This window comes from Salinimicrobium gaetbulicola, from assembly GCF_042676025.1.
GTDB classification, from domain to species: Bacteria; Bacteroidota; Bacteroidia; order Flavobacteriales; family Flavobacteriaceae; genus Salinimicrobium; species Salinimicrobium gaetbulicola.
In genome coordinates this window covers 930,813-953,714 of record NZ_JBHTJP010000032.1, presented here as the reverse complement: position 1 = coordinate 953,714, position 22,902 = coordinate 930,813, and the positions used below count along the sequence as shown (strand labels likewise).

The following is a 22,902-nucleotide window of genomic DNA, read 5'->3' as shown; positions in this document are numbered from 1 at the left end:
CAGACGCGCCTAAGTTTAAAAGTTCAAATGCCACAAGATTATTTGTTCACCTTCAACCTGATTAACCTGTGAAAAAGCTCATTTCTATTGTCTTTTTTTTCTTTTTCTTCGGAAGTATTTCTGCTCAAAACATTCGGGGAAAGGTAATGAATTCTTATACAGGTCAACCTATTCCTGAGGTGAGCATATTAGTAGCCGATTCTTTGAAAACTACTACAGCGAGTGACGGGTCATTTACCCTTGCAGTGCACGAATTTCCTGTGATTCTGAAGTTTTCAGCGACAGGTTTTGAAACCCTCGGGTTAACGCTTCGCGAGTCTCAGAAAGAGCATCTGATCTATCTTTTTCCTGAATCAGAAACCCTGTCTGAAGTAGTGTTGCGAAGTACTATTATTCCGAGGGATGTACAATCCACACCTGCTTCAGTAAGTATAATTAGTGTCGAAGACCTGGAGCGTACAGATGAGACATCCATCGTAGGGGCATTGAACTCGGTTGCCGGGGTATATGTGCAGCAAGGTGCTTTAAATACCAACAAGATCAATATTCGAGGGGTAGGAGCAAGGGCTCAATACAGTTCTAACCGCTTGAAGGCCTATTTTATGGGAATTCCACTTTCTAGTGGCGAAGGGGAGACGACTCTAGATGATATTGATCCTGCCGTGGTTGGCCAGGTGGAGATCGTCAAGGGGCCGGCCTCAGGGATCTACGGTGCCGGCCTGGGCGGAGTGATAAATCTATATCCGGTGGAAAATATGGCGATTGGAACAAAGGCGGGATCAGAGACAAGTTTCGGAAGTTTTGAGCTGCTGAGGAATACGGTTAATATTTCACATGCTACTCAAAAAGGGCATTTTTCGGGTACCTATAATAATTTAAGAACTGACAGTTTTCGGGATAATGGAAAATACGAACGAAATTCTATTACAATTACCGGTGGCGTCTCTCTCGGGGAAACCAATGAGCTTTCTGTTCTTGCGCAGGTAACACGTTTGAAAGCATTTATTCCCAGTTCCCTGAGTAAAGAAGATTTTGAAAACCAGCCTTCTTCAGCGGCGTTTGCCTGGGAAGCTGCGCAAGGTTATGAGTCTTATGACAAAGGCCTCTTCGGACTTTCGTATGCTCATGAGTTTTCGAAAAGCCTTTCCAATACCACTTCAGCTTATCTGAAGTTCAGAAATGGATACGAACCCAGGCCATTTAATATTTTAGAAGAGGACAGGGTTGCAGTGGGTGCACGAACTAAATTCAGTCTTAAAAATGACATTTTTGAGCTTCCTTCAGATATTGGCTTTGGCGGTGAGGTTTACAATGAATGGTATGAAAATTCCATTTTCGAAAATCTTTACGAGGAGAATTCCGGGCAGGGTAGCCTGGAGGGAGATGTACTCAGTCAAAACAAGCAGGACCGCAGCTATATGAATGTTTTCGCTCAATGGAATTTGACTTTGTCCCAAAAAACAGAACTAGAAGCCGGACTGAATTTAAATTCTACGCGTTATGAACTGGAAGACCTTTTTGAGGAGGACCAAATTGATCAGTCAGGCGAATACCGATTCAAAACCGTGTTTTCACCGCGACTGGGAATAGCCTGTTCTGTAGGCCAAAGAAAGAATCTATATGCCGTCATCAGCCACGGATTTTCCACTCCCACTGTAGCAGAAACGCTTACGCCGGAAGGTCTTATCAATACTCGGTTGCGTCCGGAGACAGGGATTAATTATGAAATGGGTTTCAAAGGCAATTTCATGAATAACCGGTTGTATGCTGAAGTTGCTTTTTACACGATACAGGTCAATAACCTTTTAGTAGCCGAAAGGGTTTCAGAAGATCAGTACATTGGTCGTAACCTTGGAAAAACCGATCATAATGGGGTTGAATTTCTGCTGAACCATAACTTCGAACTTAGCTCAAAACTTACAGTAAGAACATTTTTGAACGGCTCCCTCAATCACTTCAGGTTTGATGATTTTACCGATGAGGGAAATGATTTTTCAGGAAATAAACTGCCGGCTGTACCGAATAAAAGCATTCATGCCGGAGTTGATATTTCTTCTAATTCAGGGATCTCTCTGTTTACCTCATTTCAGCATGAGGGAGCCATGCCGCTGAATGATGAAAATTCTTCTTTTACCAAAAGCTATGAGCTTGTTAACCTGAAAGCGACTTATGCTCCGCGCTTATTTGCAAACTGGAAAACAGAATTTTTTGCAGGTGTAAACAATGTTTTTGAAGAACAGTACGCGGCATCGATCGTTCCCAACGCGGTTGGTTTTGGAGGTGCTGCCCCGCGCTATTATTATCCCGGCAATCCCAGGAACTATTTTGGAGGAATTTCTTTAGAGTATTTGTTCTAAGTGAGGGTTTTATTTTTTTACAGCCTTAGGTACCATAAAAGAATAATCTCCGCCGTTACGAATCACATCCCGCACCACGGTAGATGAAATGTGGCTTTTTCCGGAAGAGGTAATGAAGAACAAGGTCTCGATCCCCGTCATTTTAAAATTGGTCTGCCCAATAACCTTTTCGAAGTCAAAATCTGTAGAACTGCGCAGGCCGCGAAGGATAAAATCGGCATTTTGTTTTTTGCAAAAATCCACCGTCATACCTTCATAGGTCATAACCTTTATTTTAGGTTGATCTTTAAAAGTTTCTTCCAGGAACTTTACGCGGTCCTCCAGCGAGAACATGTACTTCTTATCGGCATTCACGCCTATGGCCAGAATGATCTCGTCAAAAAGAGGTAATCCCCGTTCGATTATGTCTACATGTCCAAGAGTGATCGGGTCAAAAGAGCCCGGAAATACTGCTTTTTTCATTCCGTAAATTTTTCTGCTATTCTAAAGTAAACAATTCTCCTGAACTTAAAACCGGGTGGCCGCTTCAATGGCGCTTCCGAACAGCTCTGGCAGTGAAATTCCTGCAGCTGCAGCCTGTTGAGGTAAGATACTCGCCTCGCTTAACCCCGGATTGGTGTTCATTTCAATGAAATGTGGTTCGTCATTATGAAAAATAAATTCTGAACGGGAGAATCCTTTCATTTTTAGTTTTGTGTAAATAAGCTTGGCGATCTCCTGAACTTTCTTAGTTTGTTCTTCGGAAATTCTCGCGGGTGTGATCTCCTCTGATTTCCCCAGGTACTTGGCTTCGTAGTCAAAAAACTCATTTTCGGAAACTATTTCGGTAACCGGAAGTGCGGTCACTTCACCGTTATGCATGATCACTCCTACCGAAACTTCTACTCCGTCAAGGAAGGATTCAATGATCACTTCATTATCTTCTTTAAAAGCGAATTTGGTAGCCCGTATAAGATCCTCTTTTTTCTTCACTTTGGTGATCCCAAAACTGCTTCCCGCCTTATTGGCTTTTACGAAACAGGGTAAACCAACCTTTTTTACGATCTCATCTGGTTCTACTTCGTCTCCCTTGTCCAGGAAGTAATTTTCCGCAGTCTTAATTCCGTAGGGTTTAAGAACACTGATCAAATCTCTTTTGTTGAAGGTCAAAGCCGATTGATAAAAATCGCAGGAAGTCTGAGGAATACCCAGTAATTCCAAATAAGCCTGAAGAAGTCCGTTCTCACCCGGTGTACCGTGTATGGTGTTAAACACACAGTCAAAGGTGATAAGTTTACCATCAATGGTCACCGTGAAATTGCTTCGGTTTATAGGATAAGGCATGTCGTTCTCACCTATAACGAACCATTCCTTTTGTAAAATATGTACGCGGTAAGGGTTGTATTTACTGCGATCAAGATTTTTGTAGACTACGTTTCCACTGTTGATGGAGATGCGATATTCACTGGAATATCCGCCCATGGCGATGGCGACATTTTTCTTCATACTTAAATAAAGGCAATTTAATTACGTTAACAAAAATAGGACTATTAAATGAATGGCCACAAAACCACCTGTTTTTATATCTTTGTTTTTTAATTTAAACTATGAGTTTCCTCAAATTTATCTTTAGCAAAACCTTTTTGATGCAATTGGTTTTGGCAGTTTTCGCGCTGGTATTGATCGTTTTTATAATCCTAAAATGGCTTGATTATTCCACCAATCAGGACCAACGGATTACCGTTCCAGATCTGGCACGGCTTTCGCTTGATAAGGTCGATGAGCAATTGAATGAGCTGGATCTTAGAAGAGAGATCCTTGATTCAGCTAATTACAATCCCGATTATCCGCCGTTTTCGGTGATCGATCAGGTGCCGCTTCCGGGAAAATTCGTAAAAGAGAACCGTAAGATCTATCTCACGCTGAATCCTTCGGGATACAGAAAAGTGGAAATTCCGGAGAACCTTGTCCGAAGAACCAGAAGACAGGTAGAACCAACTTTAAGGTCCCTCGGGTTTGAGATCGGAAGTATCACTTATAAGCCAGATGTGGCAAAAGATGCCGTATTGGAATTAAGACATAAAGGTGAGAAGCTGGAACCGGGAATGAAGCTCATGAAAACCTCCAAAATTGATCTTGTGCTGGGTGACGGCTCGGGAAGATATGACATGGAAAAGGAAGAGACGACGACGAATGAAGAGGAAATTTTGAACGATTTGGAGAATGAAGAGTATGACTTCTGATAATTACAATCCTGAACTGGATGAAAATGATGATGAGCTTTATGAGCATCACAGGTTCGTAGCCGATAAAGGCCAGCAACCACTTAGGGTGGATAAGTATTTAATGAACTACATTGAAAATGCTACCCGAAATAAGATACAGAATGCGGCTAAAGATGGGAACATTCATGTAAATGAAGTTCCCGTAAAGTCAAATTATAAGGTGAAACCGGGTGATGTCGTACAGGTGATGTTTGAACATCCACCGTACGAATTCCTGTTGACACCAGAGAATATTCCGTTAGACATAGTTCATGAAGATGATGCCCTGCTTGTGGTAAATAAACCTGCGGGTATGGTGGTGCATCCGGGACATGGAAATTACAGTGGTACGCTTATAAACGCATTGGTCTATCATTTTGATAACCTGCCTCAAAACAGTTCCGAAAGACCTGGACTGGTTCACCGTATTGATAAAGATACCAGCGGATTGCTCGTGGTCGCTAAGACAGAGCAGGCCATGACCAAGCTTTCAAAGCAATTCTTTGATAAGAGCAGTGAGCGCGAATATGTCGCGATCGTATGGGGTAATGTGGAAGAAGATGAAGGTACCGTGGAAGGTAACATTGGTCGCCATCCTAAAAACCGACTTCAGAACACGGTTTACCTGGGTGATGATGAGGATAAAGGAAAACCGGCGGTTACACATTATAAGGTGATCGAACGGCTAGGGTATGTGACACTGGTTTCCTGTAAACTGGAAACAGGTAGAACTCACCAGATCCGTGTGCATATGAAGCATATAGGTCACACCTTGTTCAACGATGAACGCTACGGTGGGGAAAGGATCCTGAAAGGGACTACCTTTTCTAAATACAAGCAATTCGTGGAGAACTGTTTCAAAGTGCTTCCCAGGCAGGCTTTACATGCAAAAACCTTAGGTTTTAAACATCCGGTAAGTGGAGAGTGGATGAGTTTTGATACCCCAATTCCCGATGATATGCAGCAGTGTATCGAAAAATGGCGCAACTACGCTAAGAATCAAAAGGAATTTATCGATTAAAATAAGCTTTTTTGATAGTTATATCAGGAACAAAAAGGCAAAGCGGTTTCAGGGGAGAAGAGGATTTGGTATTTTAGTGGTGTAAAACCAAAAAATCATTTCTTCGGAAAACTTTTTTATGAAAATTGTTATCTCCCCCGCTAAAACCCTTGATTACAAAACCAAGCTTCCTACAACCCGTGGAACCCAACCCGAATTTCTTGAAACTGCGACTACCGTAAACCGGAAATTAGCTCGCATGTCCAAGAAGGAGATCTCTGAGTTGATGAGCATCAGTGACAAGCTCGCCGATCTCAATCATTCCCGTTACCACGAATTTGAGGAAGAGCACAACAAGAGTAATTCCCGTCCCGCTGTTTACGCTTTTGCAGGTGATGTATATACCGGATTAGATGCCTATACGATCCCTACCGAAAAATTAGATCTTCTTCAGGATACATTACGAATACTTTCCGGATTCTACGGAATATTGAAACCTCTTGATCTTATGCAGCCATACCGCCTTGAAATGGGAACTTCCCTTTCAGTAGGTAGAAATAAAGACCTGTATGAGCTTTGGCAGGAAAAGGTAACTGGCAAGCTTAACAAAGAATTGGAGGAAGATGAACTCTTTGTAAATCTGGCCAGCCAGGAATATTTCAAAGCTATAGATACAGATAAACTTAAGACACCGGTAATTACTCCGGTTTTTAAGGATTTCAAAAACGGGAAATTGAAGATCATAAGTTTCTTCGCAAAAAAGGCGCGTGGTTCCATGGTTCGATATATTATCGATACCAACGCAAAGACCCTGGAAGATCTGAAAGGATTTGATTATGATGGTTATCGTTACAGTGAAGAGGAAAGCGCCAAAAAGAATGAATTGGTGTTCACCCGGTAAATGTTAATTTCTTATTGTTAAAAAAGTTTAAAAAGCGGTGTCTCACCGCTTTTTTCTTTTTAATTTCTGAGCTTGTGAAGCTGCCGTCCTTTTCAGCCATTTTATTGACTGAACTCTTCAGCTTTCTGCCAACTAATCAAAAAAAGCATTTTCAGAATGAACATTAAAAAGGTTTTAGTCGCGAACAGGGGAGAAATAGCAATTCGAATCTTCAGAGCCTGTACCGAAATTGGTTTGCGTACCGTGGGAATTTACACTTTTGAAGACCGATATTCCCTTCACAGGTATAAGGCCGATGAAGCTTACCAGATTGGCGCTGATAATGAACCTTTAAAACCATATTTGAATATAGACGCCATTATTAGGGTGGCAAAAAAGAACGGAGTGGACGCGATCCATCCGGGTTACGGTTTTCTATCGGAAAATGCCGAATTCGCTCAGAAATGTGAGGAGAACGGAATTATTTTCGTCGGGCCTAAAGTATCCGTCCTTAAATCTCTTGGAGATAAGGTCAAAGCCAAGGAAGTGGCGATCGAAAATCATATTCCGGTCATTCAAAGTAATGAAAGCGAACTTACTTCCGTAGAAATAGCTTTAGAAGAGGCAGAGAAGATTGGGTATCCTGTTATGCTGAAAGCAGCTTCGGGTGGTGGCGGACGCGGGATGAGGGTCATCAGGAATGAAGAGGAACTAAAAAGCGGTTTCAATGAATCTAAGCGGGAAGCTTTGAACGCTTTTGGGGATGACACCGTTTTTCTTGAGAAATTCGTGGAAGACCCCAAGCATATTGAAATACAAATAGTAGCTGATAATCATGGAAACATCGTTCACTTATTTGAAAGGGATTGTTCTGTGCAGAGGCGCTATCAAAAAGTGATCGAATTCGCTCCTTCAATGGGGCTGGATGAGAATATTAAACAGCGGCTTTACAAATACGCTTTAGACCTTTGTAAAGCTGTGGGTTATAACAACATTGGGACCGTTGAATTTTTAGTGGACCGCAGTGGAGAGATCTTTTTTATTGAGGTGAATCCGCGTATCCAGGTAGAGCATACGGTTACAGAGATCATCACTAACATTGATCTTGTAAAGACCCAGCTATTTATAGCCGGTGGCTACAAACTGTCTGATGAACAGATCAAGATCCAAAGCCAGGAGAGCCTTAGTATACATGGATATGCCCTGCAATGCCGGATCACTACCGAAGATCCTACCAATGACTTCAAACCCGATTACGGAACGATCACAACATATAGAAGCGCCTCCGGATTTGGAATACGTCTCGATGCTGGAAGTATCTACCAGGGAGTGACCGTGTCGCCATTCTTTGATTCCATGTTGGTGAAAGTTTCGGCGAGCAGTAGAACCCTTGACGGGGCCTGCAGAAAGATGCGCCGTGCCCTGGCCGAGTTCAGGATTCGGGGGGTTATGACCAACATAGGTTTCCTGGATAATATATTGTCAGATCAAACCTTCAGAAAAGGGGAAGTCACGGTTAATTTTATAAAAGATAATCCGCAACTCTTCGAGATCAAAAAGGCCAGAAACCGGGCCACTAAAATGGTGAAGTTTCTGGGAGATATCATCGTAAACGGAAATGAGGATGTTAAAAATGCCGAAAAACGCAGCGATTTCATTAAACCCGTAATCCCATCTTTTCCCGAAGGGGAAGAATATCCCAAGGGTACAAAAGACCTGCTGACAGAGTATGGACCTGATAAGTTTTCCCGCTGGTTACGGCATGAAGGAAAGATCCATTATACAGATACCACCATGCGTGATGCGCATCAAAGCTTGCTGGCGACCAGGATGCGAACTACAGATATGCTTAAGGTCGCCGAAGGATTTGCTCGCAATCATCCCGAGGTGTTCAGTTTAGAGGTTTGGGGTGGAGCTACCTTTGATGTATGTCTCAGGTTTTTAAAAGAAAATCCGTGGGAGAGATTGCGTAGACTGCGGGAAGCAATGCCTAATATCTTATTGCAAATGCTGCTTCGCGGATCTAACGGGGTTGGTTACACTGCTTACCCCGATAATTTGATCGAAAAGTTCGTGGAAAAATCCTGGGAGAACGGGATAGATGTTTTCCGAATTTTTGACAGTCTTAACTGGATGGAGTCTATCGCCCCGTGTATTGAATACGTTCGAAAGCGAACCGAAGGCCTGGCTGAAGGTACCATATGTTATACCGGGGACATTATGAACCCTAAGCAGAGTAAATATAACCTGGAATACTACATTCAACTCGGGAAAGATATTGAAAATGCCGGTGCCCATATTTTAGCGATCAAGGATATGGCGGGAATTCTAAAGCCCGATGCGGCTTATGAACTGGTAGCGTCTTTAAAATCAAGGATCAATATACCCATTCACTTGCATACTCACGACACCTCTTCCATACAGGCGGCTACATATCTAAAAGCTATCGAAGCTGGAGTAGATGTGGTAGATGTTGCCCTGGGCGGCCTTTCAGGCCTTACTTCCCAGCCTAACTTCAATTCGATCGTGGAAATGATGAGATTCCATGACCGCGGAAGAGAAATAGACAGCGACAAGCTTAATGAATATTCTCATTATTGGGAAGCGGTGAGACGCTATTACTATCCTTTTGAATCGGGATTGAAAGCCGGAAGCGGAGAAGTCTTTAAACATGAGATTCCCGGAGGTCAATATTCCAATCTGAAGCCTCAGGCAGAGTCGCTAGGATTGGCGGACAGATTTCACGAGATCACCGAAATGTACGGAAAGGTCAACGACCTGTTTGGAGATATTATTAAGGTGACGCCAAGTTCAAAAGTAGTGGGTGATATGGCGCAGTACCTGGTGAGTAATAATCTCACCATCGAGGATGTGCTGGAAAAAGGGGAGGAGCTTTCCTTTCCTCAATCGGTAAAGAGTTTTTTCCGTGGAGATCTCGGGCAGCCCTATGGAGGATTCCCTGAAAAGATCCAGAAGATAGTTCTTAAAGATGAAAAGCCATATACAGACAGGCCCAACGCCCATCTTAAACCCATAGATTTTGAAGAAGAGTATGCTGAGTTTGAAAAGACCTTTGGAGAAGGGATGGGACGGGAACTGGACATGACAGATTTTCTTTCCTATAAATTATATCCGAAGGTATTTACAGACGCCTACAACCATCATGTGGAATTTGGCAGTGTCGTGAATATTCCTACTAAAAATTTCTTCTACGGAATGGATCCTGGAGAGGAGATCATCGTGGAGCTTGATAAAGGCAAGACCTTGCTAATTCAGTTCATTTCTTCCAGCGAGCCGAATGAAGACGGGATGGCAAAGATCTTTTTTAAGGTCAATGGTCAAACCCGTACAGTCGAGGTCAAGGATAAGTCTGTAAAAGTGGAAAAAGTAGTTCATCAAAAAGTTGACAAGGAAGACAAGAAGCAAATAGGTGCTCCCCTACAGGGTGCCTTATCTAATATCCAGGTGAAACCCGGCGACAAGGTTGACAAGAATCAGCCGTTGTTTGTGATAGAAGCCATGAAGATGGAAACCACTATTACCGCCAATACTCCGGGGGAAGTTGATAAGATAGTTTTAAAAGAAGGAGATATGGTTTATGCCGATGATCTTGTGGTAGTAATGAAATAAACCATGTTGGTTTGAATTTTGCGGGTAAAAAACCAAATTGATTTTCCTTTTTTATGTTTCATCATACGCACCCTTTTAAACCGTTTATTCCCGAAAATGCCACTAAATTAATCGTGGGGACTTTGCCGCCGCCACGGTTCACTACAGGCCAGCTTAAGGAAGGGGATGTAGATTTTTGCTACGGAAGTAGGGATGGACTTCTCTGGACGGTGATCGATAGGGTGTTTGAACTCGACCTGAAGTTTGAAAGTACTGAAGAGGCTGTAAAACAACGTAAAGAATTCCTGGCTCAAAATGGTATTGGCATTTGTGATACGGTAGAGAGCTGTCGCAGGGAGAAGATCGATGCTTCAGATCTTGGGATGCAGGAGGTCGAACTCAGGGACCTTATTTCGATCTTACGTGAAAATGAATCCGTTGACACCTTATTATTTACAGGAGGGAACAGTAAAAACGGCCCGGAATATTTTTTCCGAAGACATTTAAAAGAATACGGACTTAAGTTAAAAGTGGTATCCAATCATGTTCCCAGGATCCATCAGTTTGTTCTGGATGGCAGGCCTATAAACACTGTTTCTCTCACCGCACCTTCAGGGTCGGCGAATCGAGCGATTGGAAGCATGCAGCTGTATAAGGATCTAAAAAAACATGACCCTGAATTCAATACGATTGACTTCAGGGTCATGCAATACCGCGAGTTCTTAGAGAACTAAACGGGTTCTTTTTCCTGCGGATTCTTTATTTTTTGCGGGCGTACCTTGAATTTCTTCCTTTTTGGCCGCAATTTACCGTAGCTGTTAATGGCTATTTTTCCCCTTTTGGTCTTTTTGTCACCTTTTCCCATTACTTTTTCTTTTTTTGGTCTCTAATAGTTGGTTCATCAATATCAAAATCATTGGTTTCAATATCACGGTTTCCTATTTCGCCACTTAATGGGTCATTATCACTTCGTCTCCTGCGAGACCTGTCTTTCTTCTTTTTATCGTCTTCAATAATTCCCATGATCTTTAGTTTTTTGATTCTATTCAATATACAAAAATCACGTTGCCGATTCTATTAAAGACTTGTTATAAGAAGGTTAAACTCACCGGATTGACTTAATGAATTCAGTGATTTTTGTCTTTCCCTTTTCGGTAAGTTGCTTGATGAAAGCACTCCCGATAATAGCTCCTTTCGTATGCTCTGTAGCCTGTTCAAATGTCTCAGAATCTTTAATTCCGAAGCCAACTATAAGTGGGGATTTTAATCCCATTTTGGACACCCTCTTAAAATACTCTTTTTGAGCCTGCCCGAAACCTCCTGTTGATCCGGTAACACTCGCACTGCTTACCATATAGATAAATCCTTCCGAAGCTTCGTCGATCGCTTTGATCCTTTCTTCGGAAGTTTGCGGAGTGATCAGGAATACCGGTAATAGATCATATTTCTGAAAGGTACTTTTATAGTGAGTAGTATATTCTTCCAGCGGAAGGTCAGGAATAATGAGTCCGTCAATGCCTGTTTCCTGACATTTTTGACAGAATTCCTCAATTCCGTACTGAAGGATGGGGTTGAAATAGCCCATGATCAATAAGGGAATGGAGACAGTTTTCCTGACGTCTTTTAACTGGTCAAACAATTTGTTTGTAGTCATTCCATTCTGTAAGGCGACCTGTGAACTTTCCTGGATGGTAGGGCCGTCTGCCAGAGGATCACTAAATGGTAACCCTATCTCGATCATGTCTACCCCGTTGTTCTCCAGTTCCTGGATAATGGATACAGTATCTTCCGGCTGCGGATAACCGGCCGTAAAATACAGGGAAAGCAGCTTTTTTTGAGGGTCCTCCTGAAGCTTTTGTTTTATTCTGTTCATAAGTATGAGCTAAAACCCAACAGGTTTCCAAAACCTGTTAGGTTTGATTTATTATAAGTTGAAATAGTCAATGTAAGTGTTGAGGTCCTTATCTCCGCGACCGGAAAGGTTGATCACCACTACATCATCTTTTTTGAATTTTCGGTTCTCAAAAATGGCCAAAGCGTGTGCTGTTTCTATAGCCGGGATAATTCCTTCCAGTTTTGACAACACTAGTCCGGCAGCCATAGCTTCTTTATCAGTGATGGAAATGAATTCCCCGCGCCCGGTTTTATAGAGGTTGGCGTGCATAGGCCCTACACCGGGATAATCCAATCCCGCTGAAATTGAATAAGGCTCTGTGATCTGCCCATCATCGGTTTGCATCAATAAAGTCTTGCTTCCATGAATGATCCCTTCTTTTCCAAGGGCTGAGGTCGCCGCGCTTTTTCCGCTTGAAACTCCTTCGCCTGCTGCTTCCACAGCGATGATCCCCACGTCCTCATTGTCCAGGTAATGGTAATAGATTCCTGCGGCATTACTTCCGCCGCCTACACAGGCTACAACATAATCAGGATTTTCCCGGCCTTCTTTTTCAAGAAGTTGCTGTTTTATTTCTTCAGAAATGACACTTTGAAAACGGGCTACCATATCAGGATAGGGGTGTGGTCCTACAACTGAACCAATTATATAATGAGTGTCCACCGGATTATTGATCCAGTCCCGAATGGCTTCATTGGTAGCGTCCTTTAAGGTCTTACTACCCGATTTAGCCGGAACTACGGTCGCGCCCAACATCTTCATGCGGGCAACATTGGGAGCCTGTCGCTCAATATCGATCTCTCCCATATAAACTATACATTCCAGCCCCATGAGGGCACAAACGGTCGCAGTGGCCACTCCATGCTGCCCGGCACCGGTCTCCGCGATGATTCGGTTCTTGCCCAGCCGTTTGGCCATTAGGATCTGCCCAATGGTATTGTTCACCTTGTGAGCTCCTGTATGACAAAGATCCTCCCTTTTCAGGTAGATCTTTGTGCCGTATTTTTTACTTAAACGTTCAGCAAAATACAACGGGGTAGGTCGGCCCACATAATCCTTTAAAAGATCCCGAAATTCTTTCTGAAAAGATTCCTCTTTCATGATCTTGAGGTAATTGGTTCTCAATTCCTCGACATTGGGATACAACATCTCGGGTATGAAAGCGCCTCCAAAATCGCCGTAATATCCTTGTTCGTTTACCTGGTAACTCATTTTTTTATTTTTTAAGCTTCAGAAAAAAGTGCTTTTCTGAAAGTTCTTAGTTTCTCTGTGTCCTTTAATCCGGGTGAAGTTTCGAATCTGCTGTTGATGTCAATTCCGTAAAAAAGGTCTTGTTTATTCTCTTTTTGAAAATACGTGTAAAGGGTTTTTATCTCAGGAATTTCCTCAAGACCAATTCCCCCGCTTAGGAAAAAGGGGGTAGAGGAAGGGTAGTCCTTCAACACTTCCCAATTAAAAGTGATCCCGTTACCACCTTTGTTCCTGCCTTTGGTGTCAAACAGGAAAAGATCTACCGTGTTTTCAAAATCCTTTAAAATGCTGAAATCAAATACATCTTTTATACTGAAAACTTTGATAAGCTCCGGATCCATGCCTGCTGCAGAAAGTTTCTTTTTGAGATCCAGGCAAAATTCCATCGATTCATCACCATGCAACTGAATGGCTTTTAGATCATATTTCAAGGTCCTTTCTAAAATATCTTCTTCCGAAGCATTTACAAAAACTCCGGTTTTCCTGATAGCAGGATCCAGTTCCTGAATATCATTTTTTACAAAACGGGGAGACCGTTCAAAAAAGATCAGTCCTAAATAATCGGGATGTAAGCCGGCAACCTGGTCAATATTCTCAGGTTCCCTCATACCGCATATTTTCAGTTTCAAATTCATTTTAGTTGCTTTTCAACTCATTTATGAAATCTGTCGCGCTCTTTCCCGGATCATTTGTAGCCATAAAATTCCCGCCGATCAAGAACCCCTGAAAACCATATTTTTGAAGATCCTTAATTGCCGCTGTATCATTGATCCCGCTTTCTGAGATCTTCACGAATTCATCAGGGATATTCGCAGCCAGTTTTTTGCTGTTTTCAAGATCTACTTCAAAGGTTTTTAAGTCTCGGTTATTGACACCAATCATGTCAATACCCGGCATTATCGAACGTTCCAGCTCTTCCTCATTATGAACTTCCAAAAGTACCTCCAGCCCAAGTTTTTTAGCAGTGCCGGAAAAATCTTCAATTTCCTTTCGATCAAGTATCGCGGCGATAAGAAGAATAGCGTCTGCACCAATGGCCTTTGCTTCATAGATCTGGTATTCGTCAATGATGAAATCCTTCCGAAGTAATGGCAGTTTTACTGCTTCTCTTGCAAGCATGAGATCATCCATGCTTCCGCCAAAGAATTCCTCATCGGTAAGCACTGAAAGGGCCGAAGCTCCGGCCTGTTCATATCCGGTAGTGATTTCCTTCGCATCTGCATCCAGGTTAATCTCCGGGTGGGAAGGGGAGCGCCTCTTGAATTCGGCAATGATCCCTGTGGATGACTTTTTCAGATTCTCACTCATAGACACACATTTCCTTTCAAAATGCGGTAATAAGGCGAGCATTTCTACCGGTACTTCTTCCTTGCGCAATTCTACTTCCTCACGTTTATGAGCTGCTATCTTATCTAAAATGTTCATGGTTATTTCTTTTTTAAGCCCGGCTTAGGTTTTTCAATTTTTTAAAGGTCATGAGTGCCTGCCCTGAAAGGAGGGATTCTTTTGCCATATCAAAACCTTCCTGTAAACTGACATTTTTGGCAGTTTGAATAGCTACACCCGCATTGGCACAAACGACATTGTTTTGAGCTTCCGTTCCGTTTCCATGTAAGATGTGCATGAAAATAGCAGCCGCTGAGTCTATACTGTTTCCGCCTGAGATCGCTTCGGAGGATATTTTCTCCACCCCGAAATCTTCAGGCTTCAGGATTCCCTCGGAATTATTTGAGATGAGTTTGGTGTTTCCCGTGAGGGAGATCTCGTCATAACCGTCTAATGCATGCAAAATACTGAAGCTTTTATCGCTTTTTTGATACAGGTATCCATACATCCTGGCAAGTTCCAGATTAAAAACACCCACCACCTGTTTCTTCGGAAATGCCGGATTCACCATTGGCCCAAGCATATTGAAGAAGGTTTTAACCGCCAGAGATTTTCTGATGGGTGCCACCTTTTTCATTGCCGGGTGAAAAAGAGCGGCGTGTAAAAAACAGATCCCTGCTTCATCCATGCTTTTTTTCAGAAAGTCTTTCTCATTGCTGAATCGTATTCCCAGAAACTCCATAACATTTGAACTTCCGCAGCCTGAAGACACCCCGTAATTTCCGTGTTTTGCCACCGGCACTCCTGCACCTGCCGTAACAAAGGAAGCCAGGGTAGAGATGTTGAAAGTGTCTTTTCCGTCGCCACCCGTTCCGCAGAGATCGATGGGATCATATTGTTGGAGATCAACCTTTAAACACAATTCCAGTAAAGCGTCCCTGAAACCCTCCAGTTCATCGATGGTAATGCTCCTCATCATATAGACCGTGAGAAAAGCGGCGATCTGACTTTCGTTATATTCGCCCTTCGAAATATTTACCAATACTGATCTTGCTTCGGCTTTCGAAATGGTTTCGTGATTGATAAGTCTGTTCAATAATTCTTTCATTCTGCTTCTGGTTTGTTTTCCGGTTCATTTTCAGTTAAAGGAGTATTCTCGACCCAGTTCCTGATCATCTGTTTTCCCTGTGGAGTCAAAACAGATTCCGGATGAAACTGCACCCCGCGAACATCATATATTTTGTGGCGTAATGACATGATCTGCCCGTTCTCGTCAAAAGATGTAGCCTCCAGGCAATCTGGGAGGGCCTTGTCCACCACCCATGAGTGATAACGGCCAACTTCCATTTCCTTTTCAAGGTCCTTGAATAAAAGCTCATCGCTTACCGAAACACTTATTTTTGATGCCACCCCATGGAACACATCCTTAAGGTTGATGATCTTTCCGCCAAAAACTTCCCCTATAGCTTGCTGCCCGAGACAGACTCCTAAAATGCTCTTTTTGGATGCGTATTTGGAAATGATTGCTTTAAGTAGGCCGGCTTCATCCGGTATTCCGGGTCCGGGAGAAAGCAGGATCTTGTCGTAGTCCTCTACTTCTTCGAGATCAAGTTCATTATTTCGTTTTACGGTGACTTTGCAATCCAATTCTTCCAGGTAATGAACCAGGTTGTAAACAAAGGAATCGTAATTATCGATCACCAGTACTGAAATTTGTTTTGTATTCTTTTTCATCTCTATATAGTTATTCCCATTTTACCGGGATTAGATGGTTTCTGCTATTTCAAGTGCCCGGGTAAGGGCGCCTAATTTGTTATAAACTTCCTGTAATTCATTCTCTTCTTTTGATTCGGAAACAATTCCGGCTCCCGCCTGGTAATGAAGCTGATGATTTTTACTCAAAAAAGATCGTATGACGATCGCATGATTGAAATTTCCTTTGAAATCCATAAACCCGATGGCTCCACCATAGAAATCCCGGTTCACATTCTCTAATTTCTCAATGAGTTGCATCGCCTTGTGTTTTGGTGCGCCACTCAAAGTACCGGCAGGAAAAGTATCTGCCACCATTTGCATAGTGCTGGTGTCATCGTTCTTTTTACCAGTAACCTTACTTACCAGGTGGATCACATGTGAAAAGAATTGGATCTCTTTATAAGTTTCCACTTTCACCTCACTACCATGACGACTCAGGTCATTACGGGCAAGGTCAACGAGCATTACGTGTTCTGCATTTTCTTTTTCGTCGGCGGCCAGTGCTTTAGCGCTTTGAGCATCGTGTTCATCGTTTCCCGTTCTCTTAAAAGTTCCGGCGATGGGATGGATCTCAGCCTTATCATCTTTTACTACCAGTTGAGCTTCGGGAGAACTTCCGAAGATCTTAAAATCACCGTAATCGAAGTAAAATAAATATGGGGAAGGATTCACATTCCGCAGGGCTCTATAAACATTGAATTCATCCCCTTTAAAGGCCTGTGAGAATCTTCGGGAGAGTACCATTTGGAAAACATCTCCGCGATGGCAATGTTTTTTTGCCTCCAACACTTTTTCAATATAACCTTCATCGGTTTCATTTGAAACCGGCTCACCTTCCGCGGAAAAATGAAAGGAAGCAAAATTCTTCACTTTTAAAAGCTGCTCGATCTCATCCAGGTTATTTTCGGAATTGACGCTATGATCAAAAATATACGCCTCATTGTTGAAGTGGTTGATCGCAATAATGTTCTGATAGACGGCGTAATAAATTTCGGGGATTTGAAGGTCTCCTTTTTTCTTCTGAAGTTCGATGTTTTCGAAATATTTTACCGCATCATAGGCGATGTATCCGAAGAGACCCTGGTTAATGAAATTAAAGTGAGGGCCTGTCGTCTCAAACTGACGGGCAAAGTTTTGTACGGTTTCGGGAATACTGGTTTCGCCGGTAATATTAGTCTCTTTTAAACTACCGTCAGGAAAAGTTTCGGTGACCTTTTCATTTTGAACCTTTATTGACGCAAGCGGATTACAGCATATATATGAAAAACTGTTCTCACTGCCGTGGTAATCGCTACTTTCAAGCAGGAGACTGTTCGGGTAGCGGTCTCTTATCTTTAAATAAATACTTACAGGGGTAAAGGTATCGGCAAGTAACTTTTTATAAGTGGTATTCAGTTTAATCATGTTTGTCTTTTTAAATGATTCCGCTTCTGCAGAAGATCAAAATAGCTGAAAATAAAAAAGGCTTGTCGCGATGACAAGCCTTTGTAATATAGTTACAGGAGGTGTTGCTCACGACGTTTGACGTAAGTATTTCCACCACCAGTTATGTTGTACAGTTAGGTTCATTGCGGACAAATATAAAAGGGATTTGTATTATTACCAACTTTTTATGACAGATTATAACATCGTAGATTTTTGAATCCTCTAACGAAGGTGGGAAGTTTGGATTCTTATATTTGCGAGCGGAACATTTATTGTAGGTATATAACAAATTAAAAATAGCGTTTATGAAAGAATTATCACAAGAAGAGTGGAGAAAGCAGATCAGTAATGACGACAATGCCGTGATCCTTGATGTGAGAACCGAATTAGAGGTGGAAGAAGGGTATATTCCTGAAGCCAAAAATATAGATATTTATAAAGGCCAGGAGTTTCTTCAGGAACTTGATAAGCTGGATAAAGAAAAGAATTATTATGTGTATTGCAGGTCGGGGGCAAGAAGTGCTCAAGCCTGTAATTTGATGGATCAAAAAGGCTTTAAGCAAACCTATAATCTTATTGGAGGTTTTTCACAATGGGAAGGCGAGAAGGCTGAGTAACTTTCAGATTATTATAAAACCGAAAAAGGGCGGCTGTGAAATTTTTAACAGTTGCCCTTTTTTACGTCAATAGGTGTAGGTTTTATGGGGGATTTGTGTCTAATATGATGCTTTTTAATGAGTTTATTGCTGATTCTTTAAATGTTAAAAAATTTTAATTTTAATTAATAAAACATAGATTCGGCAAATCTTTTAACATTAACCATTAAAATTTACTTTATGAAGTTTAAAAAAACCTCTACTCTTTGGGCTTTAGCATTTGCTGCGACAGCATTTGTTTCCTGCTCCAAAGACGGAACAGAAGTTTCAACCCCAGATGCACCGGAAGCTGCTCAAGCTTTTTCACAACCTATTCCTGACCAGTATATAGTTGTGTACCGCGAAGGCGGAAAATTACAGGGAGATCATAACCTGAACAAGGAAGCGGTCAAATCTAAGACCCAGAAGATAATGTCCGACAATATGATCGGTAATGCTGAGATCTTAAGTGTTTATAGTGCTGCACTTTCAGGTGTTAGTGTAAGGATGACAAAAGACCAGGCTGCTAAGCTAAGAAACAGTGCAGACGTGGCTTTTGTGGAGCAAGACAGAATTATTGCTTTGGCACCTCCTTGTGGAACTCCAACTAACCCTTGTTCAGATCCAGGAACCGGAGGAGGTGGAAGCGGTCAGGAAGTTCCTTTCGGTATCACCAGAGTTAATGGAGGCGGTGCTTATACCGGATCTGGCGTGGCCTGGATAATCGATTCAGGAATCGATCTTGATCACCCTGACCTTAATGTAGACGCTTCAAGAGGGTTTAACGCTTTTACTTCAGGAAGAGATGCCAAATCTCTTGACGATGGTAACGGTCACGGATCTCACGTTGCAGGGACCATTGGTGCTCTTGATAACAGCGAAGGGGTAATTGGTGTTGCTCCGGGAGCAACTGTAATCCCTGTAAAGGTTTTGGATAGCCGTGGAAGCGGATCTTATTCAGGAGTTATTGCGGGTGTTAACCATGTTGCTCAAAATGGAAATCCAGGTGATGTTGCAAACATGAGTCTTGGAGGTCCTGTTTCAGATGCTTTGGATACAGCTGTGAAAAATGCTGCTGCATCTGGAATTATTTTCGCACTTGCAGCCGGTAATGAGACTGATGATGCGAATAACCATTCTCCAGCCAGAGCAAATGGTCCAAATATCTATACAATTTCTGCCATGGATAAAAATGATAACTGGGCTTCTTTCTCTAACTTCAGTAACCCGCCAGTAGATTATTGTGCACCTGGTGTGGCTATTAAGTCTACATGGAAAGATGGTGGTTATAATACTATTAGCGGTACTTCTATGGCATCTCCACATGCTGCCGGTGTACTTCTTTTAGGAAATGCAAGTACAGACGGAACTGTAAACGGTGATCCTGACGGAAACGCAGATGCTATCATTGTTCATTAAGAAAAGATCTTACTTGAAATAATTAAAAGCACCCGTATGGGTGCTTTTTTTATTATATGTGACCTTGGTCACAAAAGCAACCTGATGGTTTACATATCTTTAAACAAAGTTTCGAAGTTATGCGTACCATAGGTCTTATAGGAGGAACTTCCTGGCACTCCACAATTGTGTATTATCGTCTTATTAATGAATTGGCAGGGAAGAAAATAGGCCCACAGGCCAATCCTCCTCTCATTATTTATAGTCTTAATATTGAATTAATGAGGGAGCAGAACTGGGAAAAGATCAATTTGGCATACTTGCATATTGCCAGAAAACTCGAAATAGCCGGAGCGAAAGCATTAGTGATATGTGCCAATACGCCTCATATGGTGTATGAATATGTTCAGCCAAAGATCTCTATTCCTATTCTTCATATTGCTGATTCGGTTGGGGAAGAGGCAACGAAACGGGAATTGAAAACCCTGGGTCTTTTAGGGAATAAGCCCACCATGACGGGAGGCTTTATTCAGAAGAGGTTAAAAGCTAATTATGACATTGACACCATCATTCCTGAGGAGGAATATCTGGATACAGCTCACCAATTTGTTTCTGCGGAACTTACCCAGGGTAAATTCACCCAAACAGCCCGTTCTTTCTTTATTGACCAGATGCAATTGTTAAAGGAAAAAGGAGCTGAGGGAATTATCCTTGGTTGCACAGAATTGCCTTTACTGGTAGATGAGAAGGATTTTGATATCCCTCTAATTGCCACCACCCATCTGCATGCTAAAAAAGCCGTGGATTTTATTCTGGAAACCGATTATTGATTAAAAGGTATAAAATAAAAGGAAGAGAGATCCCCCAATCTCTCTTCCTTCTTTGTAATACTAAAAATTTACAAACTACCTTTTAAAATCGTACACGTGTTAAATCTTAATTGGTATATTCAAATGTAGTTAGAAAGTAATGCGTACGCTATGGGGTAAAACCCCCAAAAATGTTCTTCTAATTTACCCCTGGAATCTCCTGTATTTTGCCATGAGGAACATATAGATCGCGTAAGCAACCAGACCTGCTGCTACCAATCCCATGAGCCATGCGCCATAAGATGAATCCTGTATAAATGAAAATGCTTCTGTAGTAGTTTTAATTTTTGATGGGTCTGATGTAAACGAGGCTTTTAGGGCAAAATAACCTATGATCAGGAAAATGACCCCTCTTGAACTTAATCCGAATTCAGCTGTTTTTTTAATGCTCCTTCTTTTTTTCTCTTCACTTAGCGAGGATAGGTCGAATTTTTTGGTGTAATCATTTCTATAAGCCTTAATGAACTGGTAGATCCCGGCGATCACAATTCCTGCACCGGCTATCCCTATCAAAATCAAACCCGTTTCGCTGGCCAGAAAAGATGATTTCTGTGCCTGTGATCCTGAACCGCTACCGCCTCCTGAGCCTACGACTCTTAAAATTGCCATCACTGCCAGGCCGAGATAAATGATCCCACTTATGAAAAAAGCGACTCGCTTAGCCTTTCCTTTGGTATCAGTACCTATATTTTCAGGATCCTTTATACTCTGAATAAACCTCCATATGGCATATGCGATAAGACCTATTCCCATTAAGATTAGAAGAATATTTCCGAAGGTCTGTTTGTCCAGAAATTCAAGGACCTGTAAGCGTCCTGTTTTTTGGCCGCCCATATTAAATGCTGCCATAAAAGTTAGTACGCCGGTGATACCATATACTACTCCTTTTGCAACAAATCCTGTCCTCGCCGTGTTTTTGATTTTTTTGTCCATCTGGTTGTTTAGTTGGTTGATCTCTTAAAATACTGGAAAAGCCGATGACTACAAATGATTTATAAATAATTTAAGGAACCGGAGCTAGAATTATTTTTGGAAATTTCTAAACAGACTCTTATTTTGTAGGGAAATATTTAACATGTGTCCTACAAAAATTAAGTAGGAAAACAAACTAAATTGTGTATTTCATCGAATAAATAATATTTTTAAGCAGATTTCCATATTTTTATTGTTAAATTAGCGTTAACGGTCAGGGAGTTGGCTTAAGAATGTTTAAGAAAAAAATCATTTCAATATGATCCTCAAAAAATTAATCTGTGCAGTTTTAGGACATCAGTATGTGGTCTCAAATAATATTACCGCCCACGTTCATGAGTATAGATGTAAGTGTTGTGGTGAAGAATTGACCGATACTGCCAATGGCAGTGTCGAAAAGTTAACTCCTAAATACAAGGAAACCAATGCTATCCTAGCTGAGGTTTACCAGCGAAGAATGCAAAGACTGTCTTCAGGGTCCTAAGGCTTAAATAATATTCTCCAATTCTTTCTGAATTTTATATCACCAACCCAGGATTCCGCCTGCAAAAATTTACCTCTTTTTTTCGTTTAGTTAGGCCTGACAAAAATTTATTTGTGATGATCCTAATGTCTTCTCAAGTATTTTATTCCACGCTTTATTAGTGTTGATTGTGTCACATAACCTGTAAATCGCGCACTTTGGCGAGTGGATGTAGTTTTTCGTTCTGAATTTTATACTTTCGCCTTAATTAACCTTTTTTTAACACCATAAAACTAACAGCCTTGAGAAAAATTACTCTGATCTTAACCGTATTATTGGGCTTTATAACTTCATATGCGGGTGCTCAATCAAAACAAACTTCAGATGAATCGGCCATTAAAGCCATTTCAGAAGTTTCTAACATGACTTCAGCTAATTTATTAGACTGGCAGTCCGGTCTGGTTTACAAAGTTCAATTTTTGACTTCGAAAGAACCACTTTCATCAACTGATGCACGTTTAAAGAATTTAGGAAACGTTTATTCCTATGAACATAACGGATTGACCAAATATATTTGGGGTAGGACTCGTCTACGTCATGAAGCTTCACGATTAAAGCGAGAGCTTCGTAGGAATGGATTTGACGATGCCTTCGTGGTATATTTCTACAATGGAAAACGAATTTCTCAAAAAGAAGCGGAAGCCATTCAAAAGAGAAAATAGTAGTTCCGGTTTCTTCGGAAAAAATGATAGGTCCCGTCAAAAGTTTTGACGGGATTTTGCTTTTTAGAAGGTGATATAAATTTTATACATGGTTATCATTGAT

General features: G+C 41.6%; 23 protein-coding genes. 11 read left to right on the top strand and 12 right to left on the bottom strand.

Annotated elements, in window-relative coordinates:
• Positions 1–68: 68 nt before the first annotated feature.
• A complete protein-coding gene (locus ACFQ1G_RS05870) occupies positions 69–2,357 on the top strand; it encodes a TonB-dependent receptor plug domain-containing protein (protein ID WP_380737520.1) in 2,289 nt (762 codons plus the stop codon).
• A 9-nt stretch (positions 2,358–2,366) separates the two neighbouring features.
• Here ACFQ1G_RS05870 and coaD read toward each other — a convergent pair whose 3' ends face one another.
• Entirely contained in the window at positions 2,367–2,819 is a 453-nt protein-coding gene (gene coaD / locus ACFQ1G_RS05865) for a pantetheine-phosphate adenylyltransferase (RefSeq protein WP_380737518.1), read from the bottom strand.
• A gap of 45 nt (positions 2,820–2,864) precedes the next feature.
• Positions 2,865–3,842 carry a D-alanine--D-alanine ligase gene (locus ACFQ1G_RS05860; protein ID WP_380737516.1) on the bottom strand — a complete coding sequence of 326 codons (978 nt, stop codon included), beginning with the start codon at positions 3,840–3,842 and terminating at the stop codon, positions 2,865–2,867.
• Between the two features lie 101 nt (positions 3,843–3,943).
• Here ACFQ1G_RS05860 and ACFQ1G_RS05855 point away from each other — a divergent pair, with 101 nt between their 5' ends.
• The 5 genes from ACFQ1G_RS05855 to ACFQ1G_RS05835 all read left to right on the top strand — a co-directional run bounded on the left by ACFQ1G_RS05855 (position 3,944) and on the right by ACFQ1G_RS05835 (position 10,823).
• On the top strand, positions 3,944–4,579 hold the full coding sequence (locus ACFQ1G_RS05855) for a PASTA domain-containing protein (RefSeq protein WP_380737514.1): 636 nt from the start codon (positions 3,944–3,946) through the stop codon (positions 4,577–4,579).
• The gene (locus ACFQ1G_RS05850; protein WP_380738466.1) at positions 4,569–5,621 is read left to right on the top strand and encodes an RluA family pseudouridine synthase; all 1,053 of its coding nucleotides are present in this window, start codon (positions 4,569–4,571) and stop codon (positions 5,619–5,621) included. Before ACFQ1G_RS05855 ends, ACFQ1G_RS05850 begins: the two co-directional genes overlap by 11 nt.
• A 118-nt stretch (positions 5,622–5,739) precedes the next feature.
• The gene (gene yaaA / locus ACFQ1G_RS05845) at positions 5,740–6,501 is read left to right on the top strand and encodes a peroxide stress protein YaaA (RefSeq protein ID WP_380737512.1); all 762 of its coding nucleotides are present in this window, start codon (positions 5,740–5,742) and stop codon (positions 6,499–6,501) included.
• Positions 6,502–6,657: 156 nt separating this feature from the next.
• Positions 6,658–10,110 carry a pyruvate carboxylase gene (locus ACFQ1G_RS05840; RefSeq protein WP_380737510.1) on the top strand — a complete coding sequence of 1,151 codons (3,453 nt, stop codon included), beginning with the start codon at positions 6,658–6,660 and terminating at the stop codon, positions 10,108–10,110.
• A 53-nt stretch (positions 10,111–10,163) separates the two neighbouring features.
• On the top strand, positions 10,164–10,823 hold the full coding sequence (locus ACFQ1G_RS05835; RefSeq protein ID WP_380737508.1) for a uracil-DNA glycosylase family protein: 660 nt from the start codon (positions 10,164–10,166) through the stop codon (positions 10,821–10,823).
• Here the strand turns inward: ACFQ1G_RS05835 and ACFQ1G_RS05830 are convergent.
• The 9 genes from ACFQ1G_RS05830 to ACFQ1G_RS05790 all read right to left on the bottom strand — a co-directional run bounded on the left by ACFQ1G_RS05830 (position 10,820) and on the right by ACFQ1G_RS05790 (position 17,719).
• Entirely contained in the window at positions 10,820–10,954 is a 135-nt protein-coding gene (locus ACFQ1G_RS05830; protein WP_380737506.1) for a 30S ribosomal protein THX, read from the bottom strand. The two genes, ACFQ1G_RS05835 and ACFQ1G_RS05830, sit on opposite strands and share 4 nt — an antisense overlap.
• Positions 10,954–11,112, bottom strand: coding sequence for a hypothetical protein (locus ACFQ1G_RS05825; RefSeq protein ID WP_380737504.1), 159 nt, complete (start codon positions 11,110–11,112; stop codon positions 10,954–10,956). The genes ACFQ1G_RS05830 and ACFQ1G_RS05825 overlap by 1 nt, the downstream gene beginning before the upstream one ends.
• 82 nt (positions 11,113–11,194) lie before the next feature.
• Positions 11,195–11,962, bottom strand: a complete 768-nt coding sequence (gene trpA, locus ACFQ1G_RS05820; RefSeq protein ID WP_380737502.1) for a tryptophan synthase subunit alpha — start codon at positions 11,960–11,962, stop codon at positions 11,195–11,197.
• A 51-nt stretch (positions 11,963–12,013) separates the two neighbouring features.
• On the bottom strand, positions 12,014–13,195 hold the full coding sequence (gene trpB, locus ACFQ1G_RS05815) for a tryptophan synthase subunit beta (RefSeq protein ID WP_380737500.1): 1,182 nt from the start codon (positions 13,193–13,195) through the stop codon (positions 12,014–12,016).
• A gap of 11 nt (positions 13,196–13,206) precedes the next feature.
• Positions 13,207–13,869, bottom strand: a complete 663-nt coding sequence (locus ACFQ1G_RS05810; RefSeq protein ID WP_380737498.1) for a phosphoribosylanthranilate isomerase — start codon at positions 13,867–13,869, stop codon at positions 13,207–13,209.
• 1 nt (position 13,870) lies between these two features.
• Entirely contained in the window at positions 13,871–14,659 is a 789-nt protein-coding gene (gene trpC, locus ACFQ1G_RS05805; RefSeq protein ID WP_380737496.1) for an indole-3-glycerol phosphate synthase TrpC, read from the bottom strand.
• Between the two features lie 13 nt (positions 14,660–14,672).
• Entirely contained in the window at positions 14,673–15,668 is a 996-nt protein-coding gene (gene trpD / locus ACFQ1G_RS05800) for an anthranilate phosphoribosyltransferase (RefSeq protein WP_380737494.1), read from the bottom strand.
• Positions 15,665–16,294, bottom strand: a complete 630-nt coding sequence (locus ACFQ1G_RS05795) for an anthranilate synthase component II (protein WP_380737492.1) — start codon at positions 16,292–16,294, stop codon at positions 15,665–15,667. Before ACFQ1G_RS05795 ends, trpD begins: the two co-directional genes overlap by 4 nt.
• Positions 16,295–16,324: 30 nt before the next feature.
• Positions 16,325–17,719, bottom strand: a complete 1,395-nt coding sequence (locus ACFQ1G_RS05790; protein ID WP_380737490.1) for an anthranilate synthase component I family protein — start codon at positions 17,717–17,719, stop codon at positions 16,325–16,327.
• Positions 17,720–18,045: 326 nt separating this feature from the next.
• On the opposite strand from ACFQ1G_RS05790, the gene ACFQ1G_RS05785 reads away from it, so the two are divergent.
• From ACFQ1G_RS05785 to ACFQ1G_RS05775, 3 genes are all read left to right on the top strand, one after another.
• Complete coding sequence (locus ACFQ1G_RS05785; protein ID WP_380737488.1) at positions 18,046–18,357, top strand: rhodanese-like domain-containing protein; 312 nt, start codon at positions 18,046–18,048, stop codon at positions 18,355–18,357.
• Between the two features lie 219 nt (positions 18,358–18,576).
• Positions 18,577–19,794, top strand: a complete 1,218-nt coding sequence (locus ACFQ1G_RS05780; protein WP_380737487.1) for a S8 family peptidase — start codon at positions 18,577–18,579, stop codon at positions 19,792–19,794.
• Between the two features lie 119 nt (positions 19,795–19,913).
• The gene (locus ACFQ1G_RS05775) at positions 19,914–20,603 is read left to right on the top strand and encodes an aspartate/glutamate racemase family protein (RefSeq protein ID WP_380737485.1); all 690 of its coding nucleotides are present in this window, start codon (positions 19,914–19,916) and stop codon (positions 20,601–20,603) included.
• Positions 20,604–20,786: 183 nt separating this feature from the next.
• On the opposite strand, the gene ACFQ1G_RS05770 is transcribed toward ACFQ1G_RS05775, so the two are convergent.
• Complete coding sequence (locus ACFQ1G_RS05770) at positions 20,787–21,575, bottom strand: DUF1206 domain-containing protein (RefSeq protein WP_380737484.1); 789 nt, start codon at positions 21,573–21,575, stop codon at positions 20,787–20,789.
• 298 nt (positions 21,576–21,873) lie between these two features.
• Here ACFQ1G_RS05770 and ACFQ1G_RS05765 point away from each other — a divergent pair, with 298 nt between their 5' ends.
• Positions 21,874–22,098 (top strand): hypothetical protein, encoded by a 225-nt coding sequence (locus ACFQ1G_RS05765; RefSeq protein ID WP_380737482.1) that lies wholly within the window; start codon positions 21,874–21,876, stop codon positions 22,096–22,098.
• A 281-nt stretch (positions 22,099–22,379) separates the two neighbouring features.
• Positions 22,380–22,799 (top strand): hypothetical protein, encoded by a 420-nt coding sequence (locus ACFQ1G_RS05760; protein WP_380737480.1) that lies wholly within the window; start codon positions 22,380–22,382, stop codon positions 22,797–22,799.
• Positions 22,800–22,902 lie beyond the last annotated feature (103 nt).